Origin of the sequence: Paenirhodobacter huangdaonensis, assembly GCF_004022465.1 — a bacterium.
GTDB lineage: Bacteria > Pseudomonadota > Alphaproteobacteria > Rhodobacterales > Rhodobacteraceae > Rhodobacter > Rhodobacter huangdaonensis.
Window position 1 is genome coordinate 258047 of record NZ_SAVA01000001.1, and the last position, 25921, is coordinate 283967.

Sequence of the window (25921 nt, forward strand, 5' to 3'; positions counted from 1 at the left end):
CCCCTTACGCGTACCAGCCCTTGGTCGCGCGCTTCACCACGCGGCCCGAGCCCTCGGGGTTCACGACATTCTCGCCGTCCCACCCCAGTTCGCCGCGCAGATAGGTGGCGCGGACCCGGACGTCGAAGGTCTCGCCGTCAAAGGGCGTCCACTTGAGACCGTCATGCGCCTTCTTCGCGTCCCAGACGAAGGCGCCCTCTTCCAGCACCGTCAGATCCGCCTCGCGACCGACCTCGATCGCGCCCTTGCGGTCATCGATACCGAAGAACTTCGCCGGCCGGGAGCTGAGCATGTCGGCGGTCATCTTGGCCGCGTCATGGCCACGTCGCCTGGCCAGCGTGTAGAAGGCCGGCACCAGCGTCTCCAGCCCGGGGATCCCCGCGCCGGCGTCGAAGATTGACGGCGTGAACTTGTTGTCGATCGGCCAGCTCGAATGGTCGGAAGAGACGAAGGCGACGTCCCCCTCTTCGAGCGACTGCCACAGCCCGTCGACCGCGTCCGGGCGGACCGGCGGGTTCACCTTCATCATCGCGCCGTATTTCTCGCCGTCGCGGGCGGCGTCGAACCACAGGTAATGCACACAGGTCTCGCCGGTCGCCCGCATGCCGGTCCGGGCGAACATCCGGGTGATGTCGAAGCTCTCCTTCGCGGTCTGGTGCACCGGGTGAGCATGCCCGCCCGCCGCCTGCGCGATCGCGAAGAACTGCGCGGTTGCGGCCAGCTCGGCCGCCAGCGGGCGCGAGGCCGAATGCGCGACGATCCCATCGACGCCGGCGTCGCGCACGCGCCCCATCCGCGCCAGCACGATTTCCTGATCTTCGTTGTGCAGCCCCAGCGGCAGGTCGGTCTGCGCCAGCGCCTCGAACAGGTCCAGCGTCAGATCCTCGGCAATGCGCGGGAAGCGCGACGGACTGTTCTCGAAGGAAGAGATCTTGAACGCCACCACGCCCTTGCGGGCCAGCCCCTCGACATGGTCGATCCGGGTCTCGCCGGTGACCGTGCCGTAGAGCGCCATATCGGCATGCGCCAGAGCCGCGATGGCGTCGACCTTGAGGTCGAAGCGTTCCTCGCGGTCCAGCGGATCGGGGTTGTCGTAGGGCATGTCGACCAGCGTCGTGATGCCGCCCGCAATGGCCGAGGCCGTCGCAGGCGCGATCCCCGGCAATCCGCCGTAATCGGTGGCGTGAGTCTGGCCGTCGACCGCCCCCGGCAGGATCAGGCACTCCCCGTAATCCTCGGTCCGGTGCGCCTGCGGCACCTCGCCCTGACCGATCGCGACGATCCGGCCGTCCTGAATGCCGATCCAGCCATTCACCAGAGTTCCCTCGGGCGTGACGATCGCCCCCTTGACGCTTCTGTCCAGCATCTCAGGCTCCCTTTCCGTAATTCAGGTCCAATGCGTTGATCGCGTCCGAGACCGCGGCCTGAACCGGGTCGATCACGATACAGCCCAGCCCGACCTGCAGCCCTGCGCGCTGCTCCCCCATGCCGGCACAGCCGAGGATCAGCACCTCGGCCTTGTCCTTCTCGAGCAGGTCCTGCGCGACACGGGTGATCGTGGGGCGCGAATGCCGGGCATCATTCGCCTCGGCCACGTCCATGTCGATCGAGCGGTCCCCCGCCAGCCGCGAGGTCAGCCCGAGCGCGTCGATCTTTGCCTTGTGGCGTGCAATCGACGATGGCCCCAGCGAAATGACACCGAAGCTTTCGCCCAAGACCAGTGTGGCGCAGTAGGCGGATTCCGCGACGCCGAATATCGGTTTTGTCGTCGTCGCCCGCGCCGCCGCAAGGCCCGGGTCAGAAAAACAGGCGATCACATAGGCATCCGCCGGCGTGTTGCGGACGAAATCCACCACCATCGGCGCGACCTGGGCCACGTCGTCGTCGGTCTCGATCCCGAGCGGCGCTTCGCTCAGCGTGTAGCAGGTGATCTCATGCGCGGTCACCGCCCGCAGCGGCGCAAGGCACCCTTCCATCGAGGCGGTCACCGCCGTCGAACTGTTGGGATTGAGTACCGCGATCTTCATTGCTCAGCCTACCTCTCACTTGTTTGCCAGCCGGAATGCCCGCACGCCCCGGCCCGTTGCGAGGGCCCGGTCTATCGAATCGGAACAGACCCGCTGCAGGTCATTGTCATTGATATATCTGATGGCATCAATCATAATATATCAAACTCCGCGTGACGGTATGCACCACCGAAATCCCGGTGCCCGCCACTTCGCCCAGAAAGGACTGCCGATGCCCGATATCTTCCCCCGTCCCGGCCCTGCCGCGATGACTGCGCAGGAGATCCTTGCCCGACTGGTCGCCTTTCCGACTGTCAGCGAGTCCAGCAATCTGGCGCTGCTCGACTGGGTCGCAGGCTATTTGGCGGGGTACGGTGTCGAAAGCCACCTGTTGCCCAATGCGACCGGAGAGAAGGCCAGCCTGTTTGCGGTGATCGGCCCACGGGTCGCAGGCGGGGTCGCGCTGTCGGGCCACACCGACGTGGTGCCGATCAAGGGGCAGGCGTGGAGTTCCGATCCCTTCGTACTGACCGAGCGCGACGGCAAGCTGTTCGGGCGTGGCGCGGTCGACATGAAGGGCTTTCTGGCGACCATGCTGGCGATCGTTCCGCAAGCCGTGCGTGCGCCCCTCAAGCGGCCAATCTACCTTGCCTTTTCCCATGACGAGGAGATCGGCTGCGAGGGCTGCATCGACATGGTGCAACAGATGGCGCGCGACCTGCCGGTGCCGCAGGCCGTGATCGTCGGCGAGCCCAGCAATCTGCGGGTGATCGAAGCCCACAAGGGCTCGATCGCCTTCCGGCTGCACGTCACCGGCCATTCGGTGCATTCCTCGCTGCTGCATACCGGCGTCAGCGCGATCATGGAGGCGGCCGAGCTGATCCACTGGGCCAACGAGACCAACACGGCAAACCGTGCGGCGCCCCCCTCGGCGGTGGCCGCGGCGTTCAATCCGCCGTGGACCACGGTCCATGTCGGCACGATCGCGGGCGGGACCGCGAACAACATCACCGCCGCCGAATGCCATTTCGCGCTGGATTTCCGGGTCGTGCCCGATGAGCGGCTCGAGGACTGGGACGCGCGGATGCGCGCCGAGGTGGCGCAGGTCGTGGCGCGGATGCGCGCCATCGAACCCGCGACCGGAATCGAGATCGAGCAGGTGTTCAGGGTTCCGCCGCTGGCCTCCGATCCCGCCCGCCGCGCTGCCCGGCTGACCGCCCGGCTGACCGGCTCGGACGCCACCGACGTGGTCAGTTTCGGCACCGAGGCCGGGCATTTTCAGGCGGCCGGCTGGCCGACCGTGGTTTGCGGTCCCGGCGACATCGCGCGGGCCCACAAGGCCGACGAGTTCATCGCGGTGGACGAGCTGGAAGCCGGGGTCGCCCTGCTGCGCCGGCTGATCGCCGAACTGAGCTGAACAGAGCGCGCGGGGGAGCCACGGCCCCGGCGCGGTATCGCAACGCGCGTTCGACGGTGCCATCCCGCCCCGCCTACAGAATCCGCGCGAGGAATTCGCGCGTTCGTTCCTGCCTCGGGTCGCGAAACAGCACGGAGGGGGCAGAACACTCGACCACCCGGCCGCCGTCCATGAAGGCAACCTTGTCGGCGACCTCCTCGGCGAAGCGCATCTCGTGGGTGACAACGACCATCGTCATCCCGGCCTGCGCCAGCTGCCGCATCACATCGAGCACCTCCCCCACCAGCTCGGGATCCAGCGCCGAGGTCGGTTCATCGAACAGCATCAGCTTGGGTTTCATCGCCAGCGCCCGGGCGATCGCCACCCGCTGCTGCTGCCCGCCCGAAAGCTGGTGCGGATAGGCGTTGATGCGGTTTCCCAGCCCGACCCGCTGCAGCAGGCTGACAGCTTCCTCGCGGACCTCGGCGGCGGGGCGGCGCTGAACACTCACCGGCGCCTCGCAGACGTTCTGCAGCGCGGTCATGTGGCTGAACAGATTGAAGCGCTGGAACACCATGCCGATCTGCGCCCGCTGCACTGCAATGTCGCGCTCATGCAGCTCGTAGAGCTTGTGGCCCTCCTGCCGGTAGCCGATCAGGTCGCCGTCAACCCGCAACGTGCCCGAGTCGACCTTCTCGAGGTGATTGATGCAGCGCAGGAAGGTCGACTTGCCCGAGCCCGACGGGCCGATCAGGCAGAACACCTCGCCTTGCTCGACCGTCAGGTCGATCCCCTTGAGGACTTCCAGCGTGCCGAACGTCTTGCCGACTTGCCGGGCGGAAACCATCGGTGCGGTCATTTCAGTGTGCCCCCGAGCTTTTGGCGTTGAAATGGGCTTCGATCCGGCTCTGGATCACGCTCAGGATCGAGGTGAGCACGAGATACCAAAGGCTTGCCACGATCAGCATCGGGATCGTCTGAAAGGTGCGCGAGGCGATCGTCTGCACCGCGTACAGAAGATCATAGAGAGCGATCACGCTGACCAGAGAGGTGGTCTTGAGCATGCCGATGGTCTGGTTCCCGGTCGGCGGGATGATGATCCGCAGCGCCTGCGGCAACACCACCCGCAACAAGACCTTGCGTCGCGTCATGCCGAGGGCGCGCCCGGCGTCCTGCTGACCGTGATCGACCGACATGATGCCCGACCGCACGATCTCGGCCATGTAGGCGCCTTCGTTGAGCGCCAGCCCCAGAAGCGCCGCGCTGTAGGGCGTGATCAGGTCATTGACCGAGCCCTCGTACAGTGTCGCGCCGCCGAACGGGAGGCCGATGCGCAGGTCCGGGTAAAGGAAGGCGAGGTTATACCAGAAGATCAGCTGGACCAGCAGCGGCGTGCCCCGGAACAACCAGAGGTAAAGCAGCGCGGGCACCCGCAGCCAGGTCCGCGCCGACATCCGCATCACCGCGAAGATCACGCCGAGGACCAGCCCGATGGCCATCGAGGCGATCGTCAGCCAGAGCGTCAGCCCCATCCCCCACAGCACCGCGGGCTCGAACAGGTAGGAGAACACCACCCCCCATTCGAAATTCGGATTGCGGATCAGCTCGGCCACGATCCCCAGCCCGACAATGCACATCAGCGCCATGCCGATCCGGTCGGTCATCCGCTGTGCCGGGATCACCATCGGCGCATCGTCCTGCCCCGTCGCGGTCCTGGCCGCGCGGGACAACACGCCTGGCCGTGTCGTTTCGTCGAATCCGTTGTCGCTCATCTTCGGGACCACTTTGTTGTCTGTTCGCGCGGATCGGCGAGGGGCTGCAGGCCCCTCGCCCTGGCGGGGACCGTTACTCGGCCGCCTTGGTCTTCAGGTTGATGCCGGGCTCGCGCAGGATGATCGGCTGCAGGTCCCATTTCTTCATGATCTCGTCATAGGTGCCGTCAGCCAGAATGGCCTTGGCCCCGGCCAGCAGCGCATTCGCCAGCTCGTCATTGCCCTTTTGCACGACGATGCCGTTGATCCAGCGCGGCAGGATGTCCGGGATCACGATCTCGAGCGGCTTCTTCGAGGCCTCGCGGATGTATTTCGCCGAGGAGGCGTCGTTGACGAGGAAGTCGACCCGGCCCGACAGCAGCGCCAGAATCGTCGCGTCCTGTGAGTTGAATTCCATCTTTTCAATCGGCTTCAGCCCCTGCTCGACGCAATAGGGCGACAGGATGTTGCTGATGGTCTGGCCATAGGTGGTGCCGGACTGGTTGCCCGATTTCTTGCCGCACAGGGTCTTCGGATCGGCGGTGACGCCACTGCCCGCCAGCAAGTAGATGCCGTTCGTCGACAGCGAGACGTCGACGAAATCGACGATCTTCTCGCGCTCGACCGAGTCCGAGATGCATTGCATCGCCATGTCGTAGCGGCCGCTTTGCACGCCCGGGATCAGCCCGTCGAAAGCGATCGAGACCGGCTCGATCTTGACGCCGAGCTTCTTGCCCAGAGCCTGGCGATAGTCCTCTTCCCAGCCGGTAAAGGTCTTGTTGTCTTCCTCGAGGAAGTCGCAAGGCGCATGCTGGGCATCGGTCGCAGCCTTGATCACGCCCGCGTCCCGGATCTTCGCCGGGAGCAGCGCGGTCAGCGCCGGATCGGTCGTGACTTTGGCAGTGATCGCCTCGTCGGCCATGCCGCTCGCGGGGATCACCGCCGAGCCGAGGAAGATGGCCCCCATGGCCATGAGCGAATGGATTTTTTTCATGGTCTTCAATCCCTGTTGGTTCTGTGCCGGGCTCCCGGCACGCTGGAGATGATCGGATGATCGGTCACTGCGCCTGTTGCGGAGCAGGAGAGAAGTCGCCCTCCGGCTCCGACGCCGCCGCGCTTTTTCTTCCGGAGGGCGCACCTCCGGGCGCGCGTTCCGCGGCCGTCTTCTTCGCGACCTTCACCAGGTCATCGGTATCGAGATCGAGATCGGCATAGGCCCGGATCTCGTCGAGGTAATAGTCGGCCTCGGCCAGCCACAGGAACGAGGTGATCCCGTCCATGAGCCGGCGGATGCCGTATTTCATCCCGGTCAGAGAGGCGCCGGAATAGCCCACGCTGGCGGTCGCCATGTAGGTGAAGTTGTGGATGTTCTTCAGAAACGGGGCGGTTCCCGGGACCTTCTCGCGAAATGACAGGTCGCCCGACAGATAGGGGTAGTCCAGCACCGGGTCTTTGCGCTGCGACGCGGGCGGGGTGAAAGCGTCGCCCCACAGCTCGATCCTGTCGGCGAAGGGCGCGAGTTCGGGGCGCTTCGACAGGTCGACCTTGTAGCCGGTGCCGAGGATCAGGAAATCGGTCATCACCGTGGTGCCGTCGGACAGCGTCAACGCGATCTCGTCGCCGATCATCCGCACCCCCTTCCAGCTGACGCCGAGGCTGAGCCGGTAATTGTCATGCGCAGTGCAGCGGTTCACCCCGTCCTGGGTCGGCGGCTGGCCTTCGCCGGTGATTGCCATCATCCAGTCCCAGCGCTGCTGGTCGGTCATGTCGGCGAAATGGTGCAGGAAGCCCGAGCGCTCCATCAGCCGGAACGGGTTCACGTCGGGGATCGTCTTGCGGCGCACGAACTGGTGCACCTCGGCCGCGCCGATCTCCAGCGCGGCGGCGGCGGTATCGAAAGCCGAGGCGCCCGCCCCCAGCACGGCGACACGCTTGCCGATCACCACCGACAGATCGTATTCCCAGTTGGTATGCATGTAGCGGCCTTCCGGGATCGCGGCGAAGTCCAGGTCCGGCAGCTGCCAGGCACCGTTGCCCTCGATCCCCGTCGACAGCACGACCTTGCGCGCCAGCCAGCTCAGCGGTTCCTTGCTGTCCACGTCGTGACCCGAAACCCGGATCAGCTCGCCCTCCGGTTCCAGCCCGGTGATCTCGGTGCAGTTGCGCACCGGCAGGTCCAGAACCTTGCGATACCAGATCAGGTAATCCTGCCAGACCCCGCGATGCCACTTGCCCAGCTCGTCCCAGGCCTTCTCGCCGTAGACTGCGACATACCAGGCCCGCGGCGTCAGCGAGCCGACGCCCAGATCGGGCCCGGTCACATGCTTGCCGGACCGCAGGGTGAGCATCCGCGCATAGGTGATCCACGGCCCCTCGCGCCCGGCGGGGGCGCGGTCGAGCGCGATCACGTTGTCAACCTTTTCCCGTCGCAGCCCGAAGCTCAGCGCCAGCCCGCCCTGCCCGGCACCGACGATCACCACATCCCAGATATGCTCGCCCGAGGCGCTCTGGCGCGGCGTCACCCACGGGTAGGCCGGGTAGTCGAGGTTGAGAAGATCCAGCCGCACCTGCTCTTCCAGCTTCGCCAGCCGCGCCGGCGCGTCGTGCAGTGGCTTCGCGTCGATCCCCGCCGTCGGCTTGAGAAGCGAGAGCTCTGTTCTGCGGAACAGCCCGTTCTTCTTCACCATGTCAGGAGATGTGCTCATCTTCTTTCCCTCAGCCTTGCTTTTCAGTTGAAATTTCCGGTCCGCGGCTGTCCCGCGAGGGCCGAATGGAACCAGGTCACGAGGCTCACCGCGTCGAAGACCGGCAACCCCGTGGCGCGCCGCAGCGCCGCCGAATGGGGAGCCATGTTGGTGCATTCCAGCAGCAGCGCACCGATCCGGCCGCCCTGCGCCGCGATCAGCGCCTGCGCGCTGGCGATCAGCTCGGCCTCCTGCGCGGCCGCATCGACCGTCGCCGCGTTTCCCGACAGGTCGCGGCGCAGGGCGCCTTCGGGTGACAGCCCGGCGACCGGCGGGATCTCGGCCACCCCGACCCCGGCAAAATGCGCCACGCTCAGCGCCGCGGCATCGGTGGTCAGCACCGCCAAATCGCGCCCGGCGCCAATCAACTGCCGGACCATCGGAATCTGCATCAGCGCCGAAGTCACCACCGGCACCGGCGAGCGCGCCGAGAGTTCGGGCTGCAGCCGTGCCAGAAAACCGCAGGACGTCGCGATCCCCGAGACCCCCAGCGCCGCCAATTCGTGGCAGCCGTCCAGAAAGGCCTCCAGAAAGGTCTCACTCCCCTGGCTGAAGAACGCCTCCTGGCTGGCCTTCTCGATGACCTTGTAAAGCACCGGGAAGCTCCAGCTCATGGCGTTGCCAATGTCGCCGGGCAGCCGCTGAAACCCGGTGTCGAGCATCAGGATGCCCAGGGAGACGCCGTGAATTGTGTGATGACGTGGCAGCACTGCACGAAAGCCTTCCAACCAATACGAATGGGGCAGCGGTCGGCTCCGGAAATCCGGGCCCCGGCTTACCTTGAGTCTGGATGGCTCTTCCGGAACAGAAATTCAAAATAAGATTACTGAAGATATATCAATACGGACATCAAAAGAACATCAGAAGCCGAAAAACGGGCAGCACCGGGCTCGGATGGGCAATTTCTCGGCAAATGCGGAATCTTGGAGGGCGGCCTCGCCTGGCGACGGGACTTCTCGGATGCCATCTGATGGTTCGTGCCGCAGCCTGCTCTCACCCGCCGTCGCGGAACGATCTTGTCAAACCGCAACAAGGTCTTGCGGTGATACGGATCGCGGCGGCGCCCGGTTCGATGTAAGCGGCGCAAAACCCCGTGTTTCAATGAACGAATGCCTGAAACCCGTCACCATCTGCTGGAAGAGGTGATGCCTGCCGGACGGAGAGGGGCCGGAGAAGGCGGATCGGGTCTGGGGCTGTGAGCCCGCCCCGGAGTGGCAGTCGGCGGAAATCGCCCGAGGCATTTCGGTCCATGCGGTCGAGCGGATTGCCGCCGGCGATGGCCTCCGGCAGATCGCCGATGCGGTCGCGGCGAACACGTCCCTGGTGGCGCTCCGCGGCAAGAATGCGCATCGCAAAGAGCCCGTGCCCGCGTTCTTCAAAGTCGTGCCACCGCCCCCGGTGAAACCCGGCCGCCGACCGGGCTTGCCCTTTCCCCGAACGGACATATTGCACGACCTCTGTGATTGGGGAGCCGAGAGCGGTGAAGCCGGTGAGCACGGCCACTTGCCCGCGGATCTCGGCAAGCTGACGGTCGAAGAGGCGCGCGGAGAAGCGCTGCCCCAGCAACTTGAAACCGTGCATCCCCGCGTCGGGGAAAACGATCCCCCGGATCGTTTTCTCGTCCTCCTCGTATCTCGCCCCGGCATTGCCACGATAATCCCCCCATCGTCGCCAGATGGTCCGGCCGACATCCGTTGATGTCCGCAGGAATTCGGTGCGGGCGACAGCGCCGGGGGGATCGGGTTTCCGGGGTTTGGCGCTCTTGCGGGATGATCGCAACAGCCACGCGGGCGGCGATCGCGCCATGGCACTTTCGGGGGTCGAAGGCGCCGTCGGCCGTGACGGTGGCGATCTCCTGCCCGGGCGAGATCCGATCGCCCCGTTCTGACAGCATGGGGTGCGGGGCGCTTTCGTGAGCCTGCGACAAGGCCGCGACGAGTTGCACACTATGCCCGAATCGCGCGCCCCCTGCATCGCCAGCTTGTAGCGCACTTATCGCAGGGGTTTTCGGGCGGAACCGAGCGGCAGCCCCCCATTGGAAACATTGGCGGATGAGGTGGGATTCGAACCCACGGAACCTTTCGGTTCGCTGGTTTTCAAGACCAGTGCCTTAAACCACTCGGCCACTCATCCGCATTAGTTTTCAACACCGGAGCCTTGAACCACCCGGCCACGCTTCCGGCCCGCCCCCGCCTAGCGGGCTTCACGCGATTCTGAAAGCCACCCGCCGCCGATTTCCGCCTCGCGGGCGCCCGGATGCTTTCCTTGCAACGCCCGAAACGCTACAGTCGGCGCGACTGCGCGGGGGGCCGCGCCGATGGGACAAGGGCCGAAGGGCCCGCAACCGACGCGGGGACAGCCCGCGCGAAGAGGGGCGAGATGGGCGACAGGATGCAGGGCAAACACCCCGGCACGCGATTTGGTCTGATGCTGGGGGCCGCGCTGGCACTGGCCGGCTGCCAGGAGGGCACCCAGCCCTTCGGCTTCCTGAAATCCGCCCCGAAGGCCGCCGCGGACGGTGCCGCTGCCGACGTGGCCCCCGCCACCTCCGCCCGGCTGGTCGAGCGCGACGTCGAGGCGCCGCAGGCCTTCTCGGTCGAGGAGCAAGGCCTGTGGGACGGCCGGCCCTCGCTCGGCGGCGTCTGGGTCGCCCATCCGACGGTGAAGGACCCCGAGCGGGTGATCATCCGCAACACCGCGAATGGCAAGTTCGTCATCGGTGCGCTGTTCCGGCGCGAGCGCGACAACCCCGGCCCGAAGCTGCAGGTGTCCTCGGACGCGGCGGCGGCGCTCGGCATGCTCGCCGGCGCGCCGGCGAAGCTGTCGGTGGTGGCGCTGCGCCGCGAGGAGGCCCCGGCCGACGGGGGCACCACGCCGATCGTCACCGACCCGGTGATCGCCGCCCCCGAAGCGATCGCGGCGCAGCCGCTTCCCGACAAGGGGGCACCGCCGCAGAAGCCGGGCGCCAAGCCCGTCCCGGCCCCGGCGAAACCGGCCGCGGGCGCAGCTGCCGCCGCGCCGGCGAAACCCGCCGCCCCGCCCGCCAAGGCGCCGGCCGGCAAAATCTATGTGCAGATCGGCATCTTCTCGGTCGAGGCGAACGCCAAGCGCGCCGCCGCGCAGATCGAGAAGGCGGGCGCGCCCGCCGCCGTGCGCACCGAAGAGAGCCAGGGCAAGACCTTCTGGCGCGTCGTCGCCGGCCCCGCCTCGGGCGCGGGCGAGCGTGATGCGCTGCTGAAGAAGATCCAGGGCCTCGGCTACCCCGACGCCTACGCCGTCACGAAATAAGGAAGTCCCGTCCCGATGCCGTTTCTCCGCCTCGTTGCCGTCCTGAGCCTCGCGCTGCTTGCAGCCCTTCCCGCCCGCGCCTTCGAAACCCGGGCCCATGCCGCCTGGGTCTATGACATGACGACCCGCACGGTGCTGCTCGAGAAGAACGCCGACATCCCGCTGCCGCCCGCCTCGATGTCGAAGCTGATGACGCTCGAGCTGCTGTTCGACGCGCTGCGCGACGGCCGGGTGACGATGGACACCACCTTCGCCGTCTCCACCAGGGCGAAGCAGATGGGCGGCTCGACGATGTTCCTCAACGAGCTCGACCGCCCCTCGGTGCACGAGCTGATGCAGGGTATCGCGATCAACTCGGGCAATGACGCCTGCGTCGTGGTGGCCGAAGGGCTCGCCGGCTCGGAAGAGGCCTTCGCGCGGCTGATGACCGAACGCGCCCAGGCGCTCGGCATGACCAACTCGAGCTTCGCCAATGCCTCGGGCTGGCCGGACCCGGGCCAGCGCATGTCGATGCATGATCTCGGCGTGCTGGCCGCGCATATCATCACCAATTTCCCGGAATATTACCCGCTCTTTGCCGAGACGACCTATAATTACAAGGATCGCGCCCCGGCGAACGCGCATAACCGCAACCCGCTGCTGAAGATCTCGGCGGCCGACTGGCACGCCGACGGGCTGAAGACCGGCCATACCGAAGAGGCGGGCTTCGGCCTTGTCGGTTCGGCGGTGATGGGCGAGCGGCGCATCGTCTTCGTGCTCTCCGGCATGGCCTCGGACACCGAGCGCGCGCAGGAGGCGGAGGCGGTGGCGAACTGGGCCTTCCGGCAGTTCGTGCTGAACACCATGGCGACGAAGGGCACGCAGCTTGCCGAGGCGCCGGTCTGGCTCGGTGCTGTGCCGAAGGTCGGCCTTGCGCCCGCCGAGGACGTGACGCTGCTGCTGCCCGCGGGCGCCAAGGAGGGCGTGACCGCCGAAGCGGTGTTCAACGGCCCGGTGCAGGCGCCGGTGAAGGCGGGCGACCCGCTCGGCCAGCTCGTCATCCACATCCCGGGCCTCGACGAGCCGACGACGGTGCCGCTTGTCGCCACCGCCGACGTCGCCGAGGGCGGCTTCCTCGTGCGGATGAAAACGGCGATCGGCCGGCTTTCGGCCCGCGCCTTCCAGGCCGCCTCGGGCGCGAACAGCTGAGGCCGGATGTTCATCACCTTCGAAGGCATCGACGGATCGGGGAAATCCACGCAGGCGCGGCTTCTGGCCGAGGCGCTGAGGGCCGAGGGCCATGACGTCGTGCTGACGCGCGAGCCCGGTGGCTCGCCCGGCGCCGAGGAGATCCGCCGCCTCGTGCTCGAGGGCGACCCCGACCGCTGGTCGGCCGAGACCGAGATCCTGCTGTTCACCGCCGCCCGGCGCGACCATCTCGAACGCACTATCGCGCCCGCGCTCGCCGCGGGCCGGATCGTGATCTGCGACCGCTTCGCCGATTCCACGCGGATGTATCAGGGCCTCAGCCGCGGCGACCTGCGCGGCCTTGTCGATCAGCTGCACGCGCTGATGATCAGGTGCGAGCCGGACCTGACCTTCCTCATCGACCTGCCGCCCGAGCTGGGCCTTGCCCGCGCCAAGGGCCGGCAGGGCAAGGAGGAACGCTTCGAGGATTTCGGCCTCGATCTGCAGGTGCGGATGCGCGCGGGCTTCCTCGCGCTCGCCCGCGAATTCGCTCCGCGCTTCCGCATCTTCGACGGCGCCGCGCCGAAGGAAGAGGTCTCGGCCGCGATCCTTGCGACCGCCCGCGCGGCGCTTGAGGCGCGGCAATGAGCGCCGAGGACCTGCCCGATCCGACACAGGTCGAAGGCGCCCCCCACCCGCGCGACACCGTGGCCCTGTTCGGGCAGGAGCGCGCCGAGGCCGATTTCCTGACCGCCTTCACCACCGGCCGGCTGCACCATGCCTGGATGCTGACCGGCCCGCGCGGCACCGGCAAGGCGACGCTGGCGTGGCGCATCACCCGCTTCCTGCTGACCCGCGGCGCGGCCGAACCTGCGGGCCTCTTCGGCGCGCCCGAGCCGCCCAGCAGCCTCGACACCGATCCCGACGACCCCGTGTGCCGGCGCATCCATGCGGGTTCCGAGGCCGGGGTCTTCGTGCTCAAACGCGGCCCGAACGCCACCGAAAGCGCGCTTTCGCTCGACATCCGTGTCGACGAGGTGCGCAAGCTGAAGAACTTCCTGCAGCTCTCCGCCGCCGAGGGCGGGCGGCGCGTGGTGATCGTCGATGCCGCCGACGAGATGAACACCCAGGCCGCGAACGCGCTGCTGAAGCTCTTGGAGGAGCCGCCCGAGCGGGTGACCTTCCTGCTGGTCACGCATCAGCCGGCGCGGCTTCTGCCGACGATCCGCTCGCGCTGCCGCGAGCTGCGTCTGGCGACCCTCGCCCCCGCCGACATGGCGCGCGCGCTGGCCGCCGCCGGCGCCGAGACCGAGGGCGAGGAAGAGGCACTTGCGGCGCTTGCCTCGGGCTCGGTCGGCGAGGCGATCCGGCTTCTGAACCTCGGCGGGCTCGAGACCTATGCGGCGCTGGTCGCGCTTTTCGCCCCCCTGCCCCGGCTCGACCGGCCGAAGGCGATTGCGCTCGCCGATAGTATCACCGGCAAGGCGAACGAGCCGCGCTATGATCTGCTTCTGGGGCTGATCGAGCTTTTCCTTGCCCGTCTGGCGCGCGCCGGACTGGCCGGCCCGCCGCTGCCCGAGGCCGCACCGGGCGAGGCCGAGCTGATGGCGCGGCTTGCCCCCGACGGGGCGGCGGCGATGAAATGGGCGTCACTTCACCAAAGCCTTGGCACCCGCGCACGCCACGGCAAGGGGGTCAACCTTGACCCTGCCGCCCTCGTGATGGATATGGTTCTGGAGATGACCGCGGCCGCCGCCTGACGGCGCCGCGCCGAAAGGACAAGGCCCGTGGCTGACAATACCCCCATTTCCGAAATCACCCCCATTTCCGAAATCGTCGACAGCCACTGCCACCTCGATTTCCCCGATTTCGCCGAGGAACTGCCCGAGGTGATCGCGCGGGCGCGCGCTGCAGGCGTCACCCGGATGGTGACGATCTGCACCCGGCTGCGCGCGGAACCTGCGGTGCGGGCGATCGCCGAGGCCTATGACGGCGTCTTCTACGCCGCCGGCACCCATCCGATGAGCGCGGCCGAGGAACCGATGGCGACGGTGGACGAGCTGATCGCCCTCGCCCGCCATCCGAAATTCGTCGGCCTTGGCGAGACCGGGCTCGATTATCACTACACCCCGGACAGCGCCGAGGTGCAGAAGGTCTCGCTGCGCGTCCACATCACCGCGGCGCAGGAAACCGGCCTGCCGCTGATCATCCACACCCGCGACGCCGACGAGGACACCGCCGCGATCCTGACCGCGGGGATGAAGGAGAAACCCTTCGGCTGCGTCATGCATTGCTTCTCGTCCGGCCCGGCGCTCGCCCGCACCGCGATCGACCTCGGCTTCTACCTGTCGATGTCGGGCATCGCGACCTTCCCGAAATCGCAGGAGGTACGCGACATCTTCGCCGCCGCACCGCTTGACCGGATCCTGGTCGAGACCGACAGCCCCTATCTTGCGCCGAAGCCCAAACGCGGCAAGCGCAACGAACCCGCCTATACCGCGATGACCGCCGCCGTCGGCGCCGAGGTCTTCGGCCTCGACTATGCCGCCTTCGCCGCCGCCACCTCCGCCAATTTCGACCGTCTGTTCACGAAGGCCGCCCGATGACCCGCATGCGTTTCACCATCCTCGGCTGCGGCTCCTCGGGGGGCGTGCCGCGCATCGGCGACATCTGGGGCGAATGCAACCCGGAGAACCCGAAGAACCGCCGCACCCGCTGCTCGATGCTGGTCGAGCGGGTGGCGCCCACCGGCATCACCCGGGTGCTGATCGACACCTCGCCCGACATGCGCGCGCAGCTCCTGCGCGCCGGGGTGGGCGAGCTTGACGCCGTGGTCTACACCCACAGCCATGCCGATCACGTGCACGGGCTCGATGACCTGCGCCAGATCACCTTCAACATGCGCCGCCGCCTGCCGGTCTGGGCCGACAGCGACACCCAGGAGGCGCTGATCAACCGCTTCGGCTATGCCTTCGTGCAGCCGCCCGACAGCAACTATCACCCGATCTGCGAGCTGCGCGCGATCCATGGCCTGTTCGAGATCGACGGCGCCGGCGGGCCGATCGGCTTCACCCCGTTCCGGGTCGAGCATGGCAATATCGACGCGCTCGGCTTCCGCATCGGCGGGCTGGCCTATCTGCCCGACGTCAGCGCCATCCCCGAGGCGGCCTGGCGCCACCTCGAGGGGCTCGACTGCTGGGTGCTCGACGCGCTGCGCCGCACGCCGCACCCGACCCATGCCCACCTTGCCCTCGCGCTCGAATGGATCGCGCGGTCGGGCGCGGCCTCGGGCGTGCTGACCAACATGCACATCGATCTCGACCATGACGCGGTCGAGGCCGAGACGCCCGAGAACATCCGCGCCGCCTATGACGGCATGGTGCTGGAGTTCGCCGCCGAATGAGCGGCCTCGTCAATGTCGTCCTGCCGGTCTTCCTGGTCCTCGGCTTCGGCTATCTCGCCGCCTGGCGCCGGCTGATCTCGGAAGCCTCGATCGACGGGGTGATGCGCTTTGCCCAGACCTTCGCGATCCCGGTGCTGCTCGCCCGCTCGATCGCCAGGCTCGACCTTGGCGCCAGCTACGACGCGGGGCTGATGATCTCGTTCTATGTCGGCGCCTTCGTGGCCTTCGGCCTCGGCATCGCGCTGTCGCGGTTCTGGCTCGACCGCACCCCCGTCGATGCCGCGGCGATCGGCTTTTGCTGCCTGTTCTCGAACGCGCTCCTGCTCGGCATCCCGATCACCGAACGCGCCTATGGCCACGACGCGCTCGACGGCAATTTCGCCATCATCTCGATCCACTCGCCGCTCCTCTTCACCGCCGGCATCCTGACGATGGAGGCCACGCGCTCGCGGGGCGCGGGGCTGGGCACGGTGGCGCTCAACGCCATCCGCGGCGTGCTGACGACGCCGATGGTGATCGGCATCCTGTGCGGCTTTGCGATCCGCGGCTTCACCGCGCTCACCGGGCAGGACCTGCCCGAACCGGGCTGGGCGGCGATCGACATGGTGGCGCGGGCCGCGCTGCCCGCCGCGCTCTTCGCGCTTGGTGGCGTGCTGGTGCGCTACAAGCCGGCGGGCGACGGCCGGGCGATCGCCATGGTGACGGCGCTGTCGCTCGTCGTGCACCCGGCGGTGGCCTATGCGCTGGCGCACTGGGTGTTCCATCTGCCGGCCGCGGGTCTGCGCTCGGTGGTGATGAGCGCAGCGATGGCGCCCGGCGTCAACACCTATATCTTCGCCAACATGTATGGCGCGGCGAAGCGCGTCGCCGCCTCCTCGGTGCTGGTCGCGACCGCGCTGTCGGTGCTGACGATCTGGGCCTGGCTCGCGATCCTGCCCTGAGGCACGGGCGGCACGGCCGCACCGGAAAGGCGCAGCGCCAGCGCCGCAGCGAGCGTCGTCAGGGTTTTCGCCGGCTCGCGCCGCAGCGGCTGGCGCGAGAGGCGCAGGCTCGCGAGGGCGAGGCACAGCGCCGCGCGCCCGTCCCCGGCCAGGACCGCGCCCCGCGCAAGGGCGCGCAGCTGATAGGCACGCGCGGCAGGGGTGTGACGGGCGAAGAACTCGGGTGCGAGCGGCGTGAGCTTTGCCACCACCCGCTCCCAGGCGGCAAGCTGCCGTCCGGGGGCCACCGGGGGGCCCGCGGGGGGCCCCGCCGGGGGCAGCCGATGCGCGGTCAGCGCGCCCGGCACCCCCTCGATCTGCCAGTCGGTGGTCAGTGCAAGGCGCAGCCAGCACTCGAGATCCTCGAACTGGCGAAAGCTCTCGTCAAACCACCAGTCGCCGAGCCTCTCTCCGGCCGGGTGCCAGGCGATCGCGTCAAGCGCCGCGCGTCGCAGCACCGCGGCCGAGCCGTTGCCCACCGGGTTGCTCAGGAAAACATGCTCGGGCCGGATGCCCGCCAGCCGCGGCCGCTGCACCAGGCCAGGCGCATGCCCGGCATCGCCGATCCGCGCCGAGCCGGAGAAGCTGAGCCCCACCGCCGGCGCCGCGGCGAGATGGCGGACATGGGCGGCAAGCTTGTGCGGACGCCACAGATCGCCCGCGTCGCAAAAGCCGACGATCGCGCCGCGCGCCACCCGGATGCCGCTGTTGCGCGCCGCGGCCGGGCCGCGGTTCGCCTGCACCACCAGCTGCACGCGGGGATCCTCGCCGGCGTGATCGGCGGCGATCCGCACCGTGCGGTCGGTCGAGCCGTCATCGACCACGATGATCTCGAGATCGGCGAAGCTCTGCGCGCGCAGGCTGCGCAGCGTCGCATCGAGTGTCGCTTCGGCGTTGCGGGCGGGCACGATGATCGAGGCATGGGGCATGATGGGCACCTTCGGGCGGCGGGGGACGGGTCAGGCAAAGAGGATGCGGCGCAGCGCGCCGGGCAGCAGCGGAGCGAAGAGTGCGCCCCCCGCCGTCAGCGCGCCGCGGCGCGGGTTCGCGAAGAAGCCGCCGGGGCTTGCCGCGATCCCCGCCAGCGCGAGCCGCAGTGCCACGCCGCCGCGCGGGTCAAGCCGCAGCGCGCGGCGCGAGAGATAGCGCAGGAACACCGCCGCATGGCGCGGATCGGGCGTCCCGCCACAACGCGCGGCGCTTTCGAGCGCGGCCGCACGCCCGGCCTTCGGCGCCGTCAGATCGGCCGCAAGCCCGCCGGGGCTGGTGCGGTAGAAGGTCAGCACCGCGTCGATGCCGATCACCAGTGCACCGCCCCCCACAAGGCGCACCAGCCATTCGAGGTCTTCGTTGCGCGCGAGGTCCTCGTCGAAGCCGCGGGTGGCCCTGAAGGCGGTTCGGCGGATCGCCAGGTTCGACATCGTGCAGACCGGGTTCTCGCCCAGCAGGTCGAGGATCGTCAGCGGCACCTCGGCCACCGCCGAGACGGTGCTCGGCCGGTCCGGGTCGGAGTGGAAGAAGGCGACGCGGGCATAGACCGCGCTCACCGCCGGATCGGCGAAGGCCGCATCGAAGCGGGCGAGCTTTTCCGGCGCCCAGAGGTCATCGGCATCGCAAAAGGCGAGGATCTCGCCCTGCGCCTCGGCAAGCGCAGCATGGTTGCAGGCGGCCGGCAGGCCCCGGCGCGGCGCGCTCACGGCGCGAAGGCGCGGATCGGCGGCGGCGGCTTCGGCGATCAGCGCCGCGGTCGCATCGGTCGAGGCGTCGTCGACAAGCAGCGCCTCCCAGTCGGTCAGGCTCTGCGCGGCAAGGCTTGCAAGCGTCGCGGGCAGCGTGGCGGCGGCGTTGTGGCAGGGGATGATGATCGAGAAACGGGGCATGGCGGGGCCTTTCTGCTGGTCAGGCGGTGGCAGGGCACAGCGCCGGGCGGCGCGGCCGGAGAAGGGGGGCGGCAACGGCGGGCAAAGCCACGCCGGGCAGTCCCTGCGCCCTCATCTGCGAAGCGAGGCGGCCGGCAATGGGAAGGCGGGGCGTGGTCATCGGAAGGCTCCGGCAGAGGGGCAAAGTGCCGCTGCGTCATGCCTTCTGTTTTACCCCGCCCGCGGCCGCCCCGTCGCGGGAGCCCCCGGAGAGCGGACCGGCGCCGACGGAGCCCCATCCTGTCCGAACGGAGAGGGTCCCTCTCCCGCCGCGCAGGGGGAAACACCCGCCCGGCCCTGCGACAGTCCGGCCGCAGTCCCTGCCTGTCTTGCCAAAAACCGGGTGGGCGCCCGGCGGGCCGCGGTCGCCCTCACGTGGCGGCCGGCCCCGGCACGGACCGACCGGCGGCTGAGGCGGGCAGGGCTCAGCCCGCCGGCGGCCCCGGGCGCTGCGCAGCCAGCCAGTCGGTGATGGCGGCGCGCGTTTCCGTCCAGACCGGCAGGACCGCTGCGGCCGCCGCCGCAAGCGACGCCGCCCCGTCCCGCTTCGCCGCGGTCTCGAGCGCCTGCAACCGCATCTGCAGCCGCAGCGCACCGAGGGCGCCCGCCGAGCCCGCGCAGCGATGGACCGCGGCGAGCACCTCCTCGCGCCCCGCCGCCCCCGCCGCGAGATCCGCCGCCAGCGCATCGCCCTGCGCGACGAAGCGCTCGAACAGGCCACGCAGTGTCGCCGCCGACAGCGGGCCGGCACCGCACCGCTCCGGGTCGAAGACCGGCGCCGGAGCCGTCGCACCGCCCGCCTGCGCCGTGCCGGCAAGCAGCCGCACCAGCTCGGGCCGGTCGATCGGCTTTTTCAGGATCTCGGTCATGCCGACCTCGCGGAAGGCCGCCAGCTCCTCGGGCAGGGCATGGGCGGTGACGCCGATGATCGGCACATCGCGCGAGGCCCCCGCCCCCGCACGGATCTCGCGCGTTGCGTCGCGCCCGTCGAGCACCGGCATCGAGACATCCATCAAGATCAGGTCGAAGCGGGTCGACGCGGCGCGCTCGACGCCCTCGCGGCCGTTCACCGCCTCGGTCACGGCATGGCCCTCGGCCTCGATCATCTCGCGCAGGAGGGTACGGTTGATCTCGTTGTCCTCGACCACAAGCACCGACAGCGGGTGCACCGGCGCGCGGCGCCGGCGCGGACGGCTGCGCAGCGCCCGCGCCTCGGGCGGCGCCGCCTCGGCCCGTTCGAGCGGCAGGCGCAGCCAGAACAGGCTGCCCTCGCCCGGCGTGCTCTCGACCCCGATCTCGCCGCCCATCAGCTCGACCAGGCGCCGCGCGATGCCAAGGCCAAGCCCGGTGCCGCCCTGCCGGCCATAGGAGCTGTCGAGCATCTCGAAATCGCGGAAGATCCGCTCCTGATCCGCCTCGCCGATGCCGGTGCCGGTGTCGATCACCCGGAACTCGACCTCCCGCAGCGCGTCCGTGCCCGGGCTGGCCTCCACCTCGATGCGGATCTCGCCGTCGGTGGTGAACTTGGTGGCGTTGTTCACCAGGTTCAGCAGCACCTGGCGCAGCTTGGCCGCATCGCCGATGCAGGGCTCGAAGGCCGGACCGCACCAGCTCCAGCCAAGCCGGTTGCCATGGGCCCGCGCCAGCTCGCGCTGGTTCGCCACCACGTCCTCGAGCACCCGCGACAGCAGGAACGGCGCGCGCGCGAGGGTCATCATCCCGGCCTCGAACTTCGACAGGTCGAGCACGTCGTTGACAAGCCCGCTCAGCAGCCGCCCCGACAGCTCGACCGTGTCGACATAGCGGCGCTGACGCGCATCGAGCCCGGTGTCGCGCAACAGCGAGATCGAGCCGAGCAGCCCGTTCAGCGGGGTGCGCATCTCGTGCGACATCACCGCGACGAAATCGGCTTTCGCCTTCTCGCCGGCGACGGCGCGGTCGCGGGCCTCGGTCAGCGCCGCCTCGGCCTCTTTCAGCGCCGAGATGTCGCGGATGAACAGAACGAAGATCCGCCCGCCGCCGGCGTCGGCCGGACGCAGCGAGGCCTCGGCCGGGAAGGTGCTGCCGTCGCGCCGCCGGCCGTCGAGATAGATGCGGTCATGCGCCCCGGGCAGCGGGTTGCGCAATTCGGCGGCCAGGGCCAGGCTGCCCGGCGCCATCCCGGCCTCGGGCGGCAGGATCAGCCCGAGCATGTCGCGCCCCTTCGCCTCGGCCGCGGTCCGGCCGAAGATCGTCTCGGCCGCCGGGCTGAACTCGATGATCCGGCCGGTGCGGTCGCAGACGATGATCCCGTCGAGCGAGGTCTCGATCACCGTGCGCATCCGGGTGGCGGTGGCAGCGCGTTCGGCCGCGCGGGTCTCGCTCAGCCGGTAGAGGCGCAAAAGCGACACCGCGAGCAGGGAAATCGCGACGAAGAGCACCGAGGCGACGCCGCCGAGCCGCATCAGCATGGTGGTGATGGCGACCCGGCCGGCGTCGGACTGGCGAGCGAATTCCGCCAGCCCGATGAGCGACAGCGAGCGCACCGTCTGCGCCACCGCCTCGGCTTCGGTGTCGAGCGCGACCAGGCCGGCGGCAAGCTGATCGTCCGGCGCGTCGATCAGCGGCATCATCTGCGCGAGCGCGGCGCCGGTATCGGCGAAGGCCCGCGAGAACTCCGGATCGTCGCGCAGCTTGGCATAGGTGCCGGTGGCGCGGAAGGTGTCGATGCGGCTGTAGAAGATGTCGAAGCGGGTGCGCAGCTCGGCCAGATCGGCGGCGGTCAGCGCGCCCAGCATGCTGTTCACCCGCGCCTCCTCGATCGCGTGGTGATAGCGCAGGAACTCGGTGTCGACCTGGGCGAGGGTCCATTGCAGGTTGTCCGACGCGGCGGTGCGCAATGCGCGCATCTGCCCCATCACCCCGACGCTCATGCCCGCGATCACCGCAAGCGCAAGGCCCAGGACAAGCACGACGAGCCCCGGCCGCAGCAGCCGCACCAGCCGCGGCCGGCCGCGCCGGGCCGCATCACGCCGTTTCGTCGCGATCTCGAAATCCCACACCCCCCGCCTCCCGGCCCGTCAGGGCTTCAGCTCCAGCCGGTCGAGCTGCCAGATGCTGCGCGAATAGACCACCTCGCTGCGATAGTCGGAGCGCGCATCATAGGGATAGACGATCCACAGCGGCCCCTTCTCGCGCACCGACATCGGCTTGCCATTGCGCAGATAGGCGACGATCGGGCCCTCGGCCGGCCAGGTCTCGACCGGGATCTCGACCGAATAATCGTTGATCGCGCGCGCGAGGATTGCCCGGCCGGTCATCCCGGTGGCGGCCAGCAGCGCCGAGAGCGGCACGCCGGTGAAGGTCTGCGGCCCCTCGGTCCAGATCGTGGTGGTGGTGAAGCTCGCCTGCGGCAGCGCGGCCAGCATCGCCTGATCGAGGTGCAGCGTCACCGGCGCCGCCTGTCCGGCCACCGGCCCGGTGATGGTGAGCAGCACCGCGCCGGTGGGCTTTTGCGCCAGCACCTCCGCCCCCGGACCGAGGGTCTGCGACAGGATGGCGGGGGCCGGCACAAGCAGCAGCCCGCCGGCAAGAGCGAGCGACAGGAGCGGATGAAAACGTCTGGTCATGGGGCACCGGAAATGGGAGGGGCGGGACATGCATATACCGAGAATCTCGCGCATCGGTTGAAATCAGGCTAACACGATCCGGCGCGGGCCGACGGGGACTTCGGCACAGCCGACCTATCCGATGGGATAGGTCGCGGCGGTCGCTCTGGCCCCGGCCCCGGCACTCGCGGCCGCCCGGATCGGCCCCGGTCTGACCGCCCTTCCCCAAAATCGCCACGATCCCGTGCAATGGATGCGACGGGAGGACCACAGCATGCAACCATGTCCGCAAGGCGAATCGACCGGGAGGAAAGCAGTCGTGACCAGCAGACCGGCCGATGCCCCGCCCCCGCCCCTGCGCATCCTGATCGCCGACGATCACGACCTGCTGCGCGACACGCTCGTGCTGTTCCTCGAGAGCGAGGGCGGCATGGCGGCCGAGACCGCGGCCGATCTGCCCGCGGCGATCGCCGCGATCGAACGCGGGCCGGCCTATGATCTTGTGCTGCTGGACCTGACGATGCCGGGGATGAACGGGCTCGAGGGGCTCGAGCGGATCATGGCGCTTGGCGACGGCCAGCGGGTGGCGCTGATCTCGGGCACCGGCACGCCGGAGCTTGCCGAACGCGCGCTGGCGCTTGGCGCGGCCGGCTATGTGCCGAAGACCCTCGCCGCGAAATCTCTGGTCAATGCCGTGCGCTTCATGGCCATGGGCGAGCAATTTGCCCCGTTCGACTTCCTGCGCACCGCCCCCGAGGAGGCGGCCAACCCGCTGCGCGAACGCCTGACCCGGCGTGAGGCCGAGGTGCTCGAGGGGCTCGTCGAGGGCAAATCGAACAAGGAGATCGCCCGCGACCTCGAGGTGACCGAGCCCACGGTGAAGCTGCATGTGAAGACGCTCTATCGCAAGATCGGCGCGCATAACCGCACCCAGGCGGCGATGATCGCGCGCGACGCGGGGCTGTTCTGACCTATCCGAACGGATAGGTGCCCCTCTCCCATCGCCCCCTGCGCCGATCCCTCCTCGCGGCGGCATCCGCCGGCACGCCGCGCTAGAAGGAACCGGAGGAGGCGCCGCCATGATGTTGCGTCACCCGCCGCTTGCAGGCGCCGAAGCCACCACTCTCAGCACGGCAAGCGGTTGCGGCAGGCGTCTCCTCCCTTGATGCCCGGCAGGAAACACCTTTTCGCTGCTGCGGCTTATCGGCGGCGGCCGGCGCGACGATGCCGGCCGCCTGCCGTGCGTCGGGCGGTAGGCGCGGCCGCCCCCCTTCGGCCCTTGGCCCGGGCGGGTGCGGCCCGCGTGAACAGCCCCGCCGCGCCGCGCGGCCCCCGAAACGCGACAGGGGGGCCGAAGCCCCCCTGTCTGATCCGGTTCCGAAGGCCCGCTCAGCGCGGGCTGAGACCGCGCAGCCGTTCCGAGCGGCGGCGCAGCAGCTCGACCGTGGCCAGAAGCGCGATCGAGATCACCACGAGGATCGTCGCCACCGCGAGGATCGCCGGCGAGATCTGTTCGCGGATGCCGTTCCACATCTGCCGCGGGATCGTCTGCTGGTCGTGGTTGGCGATGAAGAGCACCGCGACCACCTCGTCGAAGGAGGTGACGAAGGCGAAGAGCCCCCCCGACACCACCCCCGGCAGGATGAGCGGCATCACCACCCGGAAGAAGGCCGTGCGCGGGTTCGCGCCGAGCGAGGCCGCCGCCCGCACCAGCGACTGGTCAAAGCCCGAGAGCGTCGCCGTCACGGTGATGATGACGAAGGGAATGCCAAGCGCGGCATGGGCGAGGATGATGCCGGCATAGGTGCCGGCAAGCCGCCCCCATTCCATGTGCACCCCGCCCGAGAGGCTGATGATCGGCAGCCACTTGCCCGAGTAGAAGAAGAACATGCCGGTGGCCGAGATGATGATCGGCACGATCATCGGCGAGATCAGCACCGCGGTGATCTGCTTGCGGAAGGGCATCTCGGGCCGGGTCAGGCCGAGCGCCGCAATGGTGCCGAGCCCGGCCGACAGCAGCGTCGCACAGACGCCGATGATGATCGAGTTCTTCGTCACCTGCATCCAGGTCGCGTTGTTCCAGAAGTCCCACCAGAAGGCGGCGCCGCGCTCGGCCTCGGGGTTCTGCATGCCGAAGGTGATCAGCTTGTCGTACCAGCGCAGCGAATAGCCCGCCGGGTCGAAATGCAGCATCTTCTCGGTGAAGGTGAAGTAGGGCTCGGCGTTGAAGCTGAGCGGGATCACGATGATGATCGGCGCGATCAGGAACAGCAGGATCAGCGCGCAGATCACCAGATAGGTATAGTGCCACAGCCTTTCGAGCGGGCTTGCGTAGACGGGAAGCGCCATGGGTCCTCTCTCCTCAGCCGAGCTTCATCTTGTCGATGCCGACGAGCTTGTCGTAGATCCAGAAGAAGATCATCACGACGGCCAGCAGCTCGGCGGCGAGCGCCGCGGCCAGCGACCAGTTCAGCGTCTTCTGCATGTGCATCGCGATCATGTTGGAAATCATCTGCCCGTCGGCGCCACCGACGAGGGCGGGGGTGATGTAGTAGCCCATCGCCAGGATGAAGACCAAAAGCCCCCCTGCCCCGATGCCGGGCAGCGTCTGCGGCAGGTAGATCCGGCGGAACGCCGTCCAGGAGGTGGCGCCCAGTGAGCGCGCCGCACGCACATAGGAGGGCGGGATCGTCTTCATCACCGAATAGAGCGGCAGGATGGTGAAGGGCAGCAGGATGTGGGTCATCGCCACGATCGTGCCGGTCTCGTTGTACATCATCTGGATGCGGTGGTCGTCGCGCACGAGGCCGAGCCAGACCAGCAGGTCGTTCACCACGCCCTGGCTTTGCAGCAGCACCATCCAGGCGGTGGTGCGCACCAGCAGCGAGGTCCAGAACGGCAGCAGCACCAGGATCATCAGCAGCATCGCCTTGCGCATCGGCAGCGCCGAGAGCAGGAAGGCGATCGGGAAGCCCAGAAGCAGACACAGCGCGGTGATCTCGAGCGACAGCATCAGCGTGCGGCCCATCAGCTTCTTGTAGATCGCCTGGCCCTCGGCCACCGGCACGATCTTGCCGCTCTCGTCACGGGTCAGGTCGTTCGCGGCGAGGTAGAAGTCGAGGGTGAACGGGCTCGAGGCCGAGCGCATCGCGCGCCAGACGTTCGGGTTGTCCCATTTCTTCTCGACCTGCAGGATCGCCGCCTTGAACGGCGGCTGGAACTTGTCGGCGCCGCGGGCGGTGCCGGTGAACATCGAGCGGGTGCCCGAGACGTCATAGTTGATCCGCGTGCCCGCCTCGCCGGCGCTGCGGTTCTTCTTCATCAGCGCAAGGTCGGCGGCGAGCGCGGCATAGGCGCTCTCGTCGATCTCCGAGCCTTCGGGATGGGTCGAGAACCACTCGACCAGCGCCGGGGCGTTCTTGCTGAAGGTGTCGTTGTAGAACGACTGGAACAGCATCTGCCCGATCGGCACGATGAAGGAGATCAGGATGAACAGAAAGAGCGGCGCGACAAGCAGGAAGGCGCGGCGGCGGCGCACGGCAAGCGAGGCGGCAAGCGCAGCCTTGAGCGGCTTGCCGTCCGCGGTGGTAATCAATTGGGAGGTTGCGTCGGTCATTCGGTTCCCCTTCGGAAGGCGCGTCGGGGCCACCGCGGCGAAGGCGGCGGCGCGGGGGAGAGGG

At 68.7% G+C, this 25921-nt stretch carries 22 protein-coding genes, 1 tRNA gene and 2 pseudogenes; 9 read left to right on the top strand and 16 right to left on the bottom strand.

All coding sequences use genetic code 11. The features are described from left to right. Positions 1 to 4 precede the first annotated feature (4 nt). The gene (locus tag EOW66_RS01195) at positions 5 to 1366 is read right to left on the bottom strand and encodes a dihydroorotase (RefSeq protein ID WP_128154193.1); all 1362 of its coding nucleotides are present in this window, start codon (positions 1364 to 1366) and stop codon (positions 5 to 7) included. A gap of 1 nt (position 1367) precedes the next feature. After that, a complete protein-coding gene (locus EOW66_RS01200) occupies positions 1368 to 2027 on the bottom strand; it encodes an aspartate/glutamate racemase family protein (RefSeq protein ID WP_128154195.1) in 660 nt (219 codons plus the stop codon). A gap of 211 nt (positions 2028 to 2238) precedes the next feature. On the opposite strand from EOW66_RS01200, the gene argE reads away from it, so the two are divergent. Next, positions 2239 to 3423, top strand: coding sequence for an acetylornithine deacetylase (gene argE, locus EOW66_RS01205; RefSeq protein WP_239017460.1), 1185 nt, complete (start codon positions 2239 to 2241; stop codon positions 3421 to 3423). Between the two features lie 73 nt (positions 3424 to 3496). Here the strand turns inward: argE and EOW66_RS01210 are convergent, their stop codons facing one another. From EOW66_RS01210 to EOW66_RS01240, 8 genes and pseudogenes are all read right to left on the bottom strand, one after another. After that, positions 3497 to 4261, bottom strand: coding sequence for an amino acid ABC transporter ATP-binding protein (locus EOW66_RS01210; RefSeq protein WP_128154198.1), 765 nt, complete (start codon positions 4259 to 4261; stop codon positions 3497 to 3499). Between the two features lies 1 nt (position 4262). Continuing rightward, the gene (locus EOW66_RS01215) at positions 4263 to 5174 is read right to left on the bottom strand and encodes an amino acid ABC transporter permease (RefSeq protein WP_206363654.1); all 912 of its coding nucleotides are present in this window, start codon (positions 5172 to 5174) and stop codon (positions 4263 to 4265) included. A 73-nt stretch (positions 5175 to 5247) separates the two neighbouring features. Continuing rightward, a complete protein-coding gene (locus EOW66_RS01220; RefSeq protein WP_128154200.1) occupies positions 5248 to 6147 on the bottom strand; it encodes an ABC transporter substrate-binding protein in 900 nt (299 codons plus the stop codon). A gap of 64 nt (positions 6148 to 6211) precedes the next feature. Further along, positions 6212 to 7858: an FAD-dependent oxidoreductase gene (locus EOW66_RS01225; RefSeq protein WP_128154201.1), complete on the bottom strand. Its 1647-nt coding sequence runs from the start codon at positions 7856 to 7858 to the stop codon at positions 6212 to 6214. Between the two features lie 23 nt (positions 7859 to 7881). Continuing rightward, positions 7882 to 8607, bottom strand: coding sequence for an aspartate/glutamate racemase family protein (locus EOW66_RS01230; protein ID WP_164880988.1), 726 nt, complete (start codon positions 8605 to 8607; stop codon positions 7882 to 7884). A 739-nt stretch (positions 8608 to 9346) separates the two neighbouring features. Continuing rightward, a pseudogene (locus EOW66_RS20890) lies at positions 9347 to 9478 on the bottom strand (IS5/IS1182 family transposase); the annotation flags it as partial. A gap of 71 nt (positions 9479 to 9549) precedes the next feature. Beyond that, positions 9550 to 9797 (bottom strand): annotated as a pseudogene (locus EOW66_RS20895) (IS5/IS1182 family transposase); the annotation flags it as partial. 145 nt (positions 9798 to 9942) lie between these two features. Continuing rightward, positions 9943 to 10030 (bottom strand) — tRNA-Ser (locus EOW66_RS01240). A gap of 246 nt (positions 10031 to 10276) precedes the next feature. Here EOW66_RS01240 and EOW66_RS01245 point away from each other — a divergent pair. The 7 genes from EOW66_RS01245 to EOW66_RS01275 are packed head-to-tail and all read left to right on the top strand — an operon-like array spanning position 10277 to position 16696. Next, on the top strand, positions 10277 to 11185 hold the full coding sequence (locus EOW66_RS01245; RefSeq protein ID WP_239017461.1) for an SPOR domain-containing protein: 909 nt from the start codon (positions 10277 to 10279) through the stop codon (positions 11183 to 11185). Positions 11186 to 11200: 15 nt separating this feature from the next. Continuing rightward, entirely contained in the window at positions 11201 to 12373 is a 1173-nt protein-coding gene (locus EOW66_RS01250) for a D-alanyl-D-alanine carboxypeptidase family protein (RefSeq protein ID WP_128154207.1), read from the top strand. A 6-nt stretch (positions 12374 to 12379) separates the two neighbouring features. Then, on the top strand, positions 12380 to 13000 hold the full coding sequence (gene tmk, locus EOW66_RS01255) for a dTMP kinase (RefSeq protein WP_128154208.1): 621 nt from the start codon (positions 12380 to 12382) through the stop codon (positions 12998 to 13000). Beyond that, positions 12997 to 14112, top strand: a complete 1116-nt coding sequence (locus EOW66_RS01260) for a DNA polymerase III subunit delta' (protein WP_128154209.1) — start codon at positions 12997 to 12999, stop codon at positions 14110 to 14112. Before tmk ends, EOW66_RS01260 begins: the two co-directional genes overlap by 4 nt. 54 nt (positions 14113 to 14166) lie before the next feature. Continuing rightward, on the top strand, positions 14167 to 14958 hold the full coding sequence (locus EOW66_RS01265) for a TatD family hydrolase (protein ID WP_206363661.1): 792 nt from the start codon (positions 14167 to 14169) through the stop codon (positions 14956 to 14958). Then, positions 14955 to 15755 (top strand): MBL fold metallo-hydrolase, encoded by an 801-nt coding sequence (locus EOW66_RS01270; protein WP_128154210.1) that lies wholly within the window; start codon positions 14955 to 14957, stop codon positions 15753 to 15755. Before EOW66_RS01265 ends, EOW66_RS01270 begins: the two co-directional genes overlap by 4 nt. After that, a complete protein-coding gene (locus tag EOW66_RS01275) occupies positions 15752 to 16696 on the top strand; it encodes an AEC family transporter (protein ID WP_128154212.1) in 945 nt (314 codons plus the stop codon). Before EOW66_RS01270 ends, EOW66_RS01275 begins: the two co-directional genes overlap by 4 nt. Here the strand turns inward: EOW66_RS01275 and EOW66_RS01280 are convergent. The 4 genes from EOW66_RS01280 to EOW66_RS01295 form a co-directional block, all read right to left on the bottom strand. Then, positions 16582 to 17664 (bottom strand): glycosyltransferase family 2 protein, encoded by a 1083-nt coding sequence (locus tag EOW66_RS01280; protein WP_128154214.1) that lies wholly within the window; start codon positions 17662 to 17664, stop codon positions 16582 to 16584. The genes EOW66_RS01275 and EOW66_RS01280 overlap by 115 nt on opposite strands. A 30-nt stretch (positions 17665 to 17694) precedes the next feature. Next, positions 17695 to 18615: a glycosyltransferase family 2 protein gene (locus tag EOW66_RS01285; RefSeq protein ID WP_128154215.1), complete on the bottom strand. Its 921-nt coding sequence runs from the start codon at positions 18613 to 18615 to the stop codon at positions 17695 to 17697. 464 nt (positions 18616 to 19079) lie between these two features. Beyond that, entirely contained in the window at positions 19080 to 21695 is a 2616-nt protein-coding gene (locus EOW66_RS01290) for a hybrid sensor histidine kinase/response regulator (protein WP_128154217.1), read from the bottom strand. A gap of 18 nt (positions 21696 to 21713) precedes the next feature. Further along, complete coding sequence (locus EOW66_RS01295; protein ID WP_128154219.1) at positions 21714 to 22262, bottom strand: oxidoreductase; 549 nt, start codon at positions 22260 to 22262, stop codon at positions 21714 to 21716. Between the two features lie 334 nt (positions 22263 to 22596). On the opposite strand from EOW66_RS01295, the gene EOW66_RS01300 reads away from it, so the two are divergent. Next, positions 22597 to 23211, top strand: a complete 615-nt coding sequence (locus EOW66_RS01300; protein ID WP_128147664.1) for a response regulator — start codon at positions 22597 to 22599, stop codon at positions 23209 to 23211. Between the two features lie 419 nt (positions 23212 to 23630). On the opposite strand, the gene EOW66_RS01305 is transcribed toward EOW66_RS01300, so the two are convergent. Together EOW66_RS01305 and EOW66_RS01310 are read right to left on the bottom strand one after the other, a co-directional pair. Beyond that, entirely contained in the window at positions 23631 to 24590 is a 960-nt protein-coding gene (locus EOW66_RS01305; protein ID WP_128154221.1) for an ABC transporter permease, read from the bottom strand. Positions 24591 to 24603: 13 nt separating this feature from the next. After that, entirely contained in the window at positions 24604 to 25857 is a 1254-nt protein-coding gene (locus EOW66_RS01310; RefSeq protein WP_128154223.1) for an ABC transporter permease, read from the bottom strand. Positions 25858 to 25921 lie beyond the last annotated feature (64 nt).